General features: G+C 39.1%; 1 protein-coding gene. It reads left to right on the top strand.

The features are described 5' to 3' along the window. Positions 1–15 precede the first annotated feature (15 nt). Positions 16–3,787 (top strand): Spy0128 family protein (locus AX663_RS00015; protein WP_331708950.1); only part of this gene is annotated, 3,772 nt, incomplete at its 3' end.

The following is a 3,787-nucleotide window of genomic DNA, read 5'->3' as shown; positions in this document are numbered from 1 at the left end:
GCGTCAACATTTAACTTGACGCCAGAAGCTTCAACAACAGATAAGGCTGCCGCAGAGACAACTGACAAACAAGCTACAGAAACTGCAAAACCTGAAGCAGCTAAACCAGCTTCAGAGACTGCAAAACCAACTGAAAAAGCTGCTACAGAAACAGCTAAACCAGCTACAGCTGCATCTACAAATGCAGCTAGCAACAACGTTGAAACTACAGCTTCAGCTACAGCAGCTTCAAACGCTTCAACAACAGCAGCTTCAAACGCTTCAGCTACAGCAGCTCCAGTAGCTGGAAATACAGAAACAGCTGAAACAGCAGCAGAAGCTACAACTGCCCAACCAAATGTTGCTACACGTGCTAACGTAGCAAGCGCTGGTGTAGACGTTACTTCAGTTGCAATAGCGAATAATGAACGTAGTAATGCTGCTACTTTGGTTACAGAAGGTGGCCGTCGTCGTAATCGTCGTTCGGCAACAGACCCTGTATCAACTAGTCATACAGTAGGTTCAGCAGCTGCAACACCAGTGATGAGTGATCCAAATGGTGCAAAACTTAAGAATCGTCCACTTGTAGTCCCTACACCAAAAGATCCTACTGACCATGTTACTGCAGGAATCAACTACCAATTGAATCCGAGTGCATCTCAGTATACATATATTGTTACTGATTTGATGGGATTCAATACAGAGTATAATACTAAGTTCTATTACCGTATGTCTAAACCATACGATAATTCAACTAATGTAACAATCGAATTGGTTGATGGTGCTACAAACACTGTTAAAGAAACAAAACAAATTAGTGGTGCAGGAACAGTGAATCTTGGTCAGGCTACTCTAGCACCTATTTCAGGCAATAAACAGGCTTATATTGAATTCCGATTTGAAAATGTTAAAGATGCTGACAAGACAGATCGTCCAGCTCTCCGTGCAACATGGAAATTCAACGGTTCTGCTAATGATTTCGATGGTCAACGTACTGCGATTCAAATTTATGATGTAGTTAACACAGCCAACGAAGGAACGACTATAACTGATCCTCAATATTACATCCCACGTCTAACTACTAAGACGACTTACTATAAAGTTGTTGATAAAAATTCATCAACTTATGATCCAAATCGCTTGGTTGGAAACTTTGTCTCAAATGGCAGTAGTTATGTGGTGAATTCTTCTACGCCAGGTGACTATAAGCTGGTAAATGATGCTGGAACTCCACAAGTTGATGCACAAACATATCGTGCAACAGGCTCTGAAGAGAGTCTTGGTTCATTTACACTTACTGGTATGGAAGGGCAAGATTTCCATGCTTCAGCTCTTCGTGCTTTTGATGGGTATAAGCTATATCAAACAGCAGATTCACGCTCGCTTGTAGATGTTCTAAAAAAACCTTACGAAGTTGGCCAACGTTGGTTTGACGTTGCCAATGCTGAAGGTGGTGTAAAACGTATTAAAGAAGTTGTAGGCGAAGATGGTACTGTCCGTATTGAAATGTGGGCAATCAAATCTGACAGTCTAAATAAAATTTCTAAAGATTTAAACACTGATGGCTATGTTAAGGTTTATGAAACAGTAATTCGTCCTGGAAGTAACAATAAAATTGACCACCCAGAAGACTTCGGTAAGAATCCTGAAATCGATGATGCTGGATGGAATAAAGATAATAATAAGCCAGTTAGAGATGGTTTGAAACCAGAATTACGTGATAAGCTTGTTGTTGGAAAACCATTTGCTATTTTCTCAGATAAACAAAATACAAACTATCTTGGTGATTTGGAATATGGTAAACCTAACGTAGCTGATTTTATCTATAAACGTCCAAACGGGACATTTTATAAAATGTCCTGGGGAGGGGAAGCAGCTAATAATACTATAGAGTATACAATTACTGAGGTGAGTGCCTCAGAAGCTGCTGGCTATCAACCACGTTATTCAGCTGCGGGTGAATTTTATGCGAACCGTGGCGCTACTGGAGCTGCATATGCTATTAATGGCGTTCCAGTTTCTTCAGGTAACGTTTTCCGTTTGGAAAATAAATTGACACCCAACTATGAAACGGTCTACTACTATGTTAAAGGTGAAGCTACTAAGGTAACTCCTGAATTTACTAAGGTTCTCGAAGATAAAAATGTAGAGAATAAGCGAACACTTAATGATAATGACTTCAGCTTTAAACTTGTTGAATTGAAAACTGATGATTCAGGTGAAGAACTTGAAGGTGGTCATACTGAAACCGTCACAAATAAATCTGGCAAGGTAACTTTTAGTGATATTAACTTTACTAAAGTTGGAACTTACAAATATAAAGTAACAGAAGTTGCTGGAGAAGATAAAAATGTTGACTACGATGCCATGGAAACTATCATGACTGTAGTTGTTACTGAAAAAAACCAAGCAGGTGATTTAAAAGCTACTGTTACTTACAGCTCTTCTAAAGGTGAAACATCTTCAACAACTGATACAGAGTTCAACAACGTTGTCGTAGCTCCAGTTAAAGTGAAATTTGACTTCACTAAGAAATTGGCTGGACGTGAACTTAAAGATGGCGAATTCAGGTTCATCCTTAAAGATGCAAACGGTCAAGAAGTTGAAACTGTGGCTAACAAAAAAGATGGAACTGTAACATTTACAGAAATTTCATTTGATAATACTAAAGTAGGTACTCACACTTATACTGTAGAAGAAGTTATCCCTGCAGCTAAAGAAGTAGGTATGACGTATGACACTATGAAGGCAACGATCACTGTTGAAGTTGCTAAGAATGGTCACACCTTGACTACTGTAACAAACGTAACATCAACTGGCGGTGTCAATGCTGATGGAACATCAACAGAAGGAACTGATGATAAAGAATTCAACAACAAAATCACTCCTCCTGAAACACCTGAATTCCAACCTGAAAAATTTGTTCTTAACAAAGAGAAATTTGACATTACAGGATCAAAACTTGTAGATGATGACGATGAGTTGGCCGATGAGTACACTGCTACAAATGCAAATCCATACGCAGATGGAACTTCAAACAACGAAGCAGAAAATATCAATACGAAGTCAGTTGAACGTGGTGAAAAGATCTACTACCAAGTATGGTTGGATACTAAGAACTTCACTGACAGAAACAACATCCAATCTGTTGGTATCTCTGATACTTATGATGCAGATAAATTAACTGTCAACGCTGCTGATATTAAAGCTTATGACAGTGAAAGTGGTGCTGACGTAACTGATAAGTTTGACATCAAAGTTGAAAATGGCGTCATTACAGCAACATCTAAAGCTTCTATGAACAAATCTTTAGGTGATGCTGATAACACTCAAGTTGTCGACACAACTAAATTTGCATTTGGTCGCTACTACAAATTCGATATTCCAGCAACAGTTAAAGCTGACGTTGCAGGTGGCGTAGACATCGAAAACAAAGCGAACCAAATCGTTCACGTTTACAACCCAGTAAGTAAATCTGTAGAAACTCCAGAAAAACCAACTCAAAAACGTGTGAACAGTGTACCTATCTCAGTAGACTTCAACTTTACTAAACGCTTGGAAGGTCGTGAATTGAAAGCTAACGAATTCAGCTTCGAGTTGAAAGATAGCGACAATGTTGTGATTGCAACTGTTACCAACGATGCAGCTGGTAACATCACATTCTCTCCAGTAGAGTACACAAATAAAGCTGGTAAAAAAGTTACAGCCCTTAAATACACGAAGGGTCAAGAAGGTACTTACACTTACACAGTAGAAGAAGTAGCTGGAACAGACGCAACCGTTACATACGACACAATGAAAGCGAATG

Origin of the sequence: Streptococcus sp. CCH8-H5 (assembly GCF_001556505.1) — a bacterium.
In the GTDB taxonomy this organism is placed as follows: Bacteria; Bacillota; Bacilli; order Lactobacillales; family Streptococcaceae; genus Streptococcus.
The sequence above is the reverse complement of the archived record's forward strand: the minus strand, read 5'-3'. Positions and strand labels throughout refer to the sequence as shown.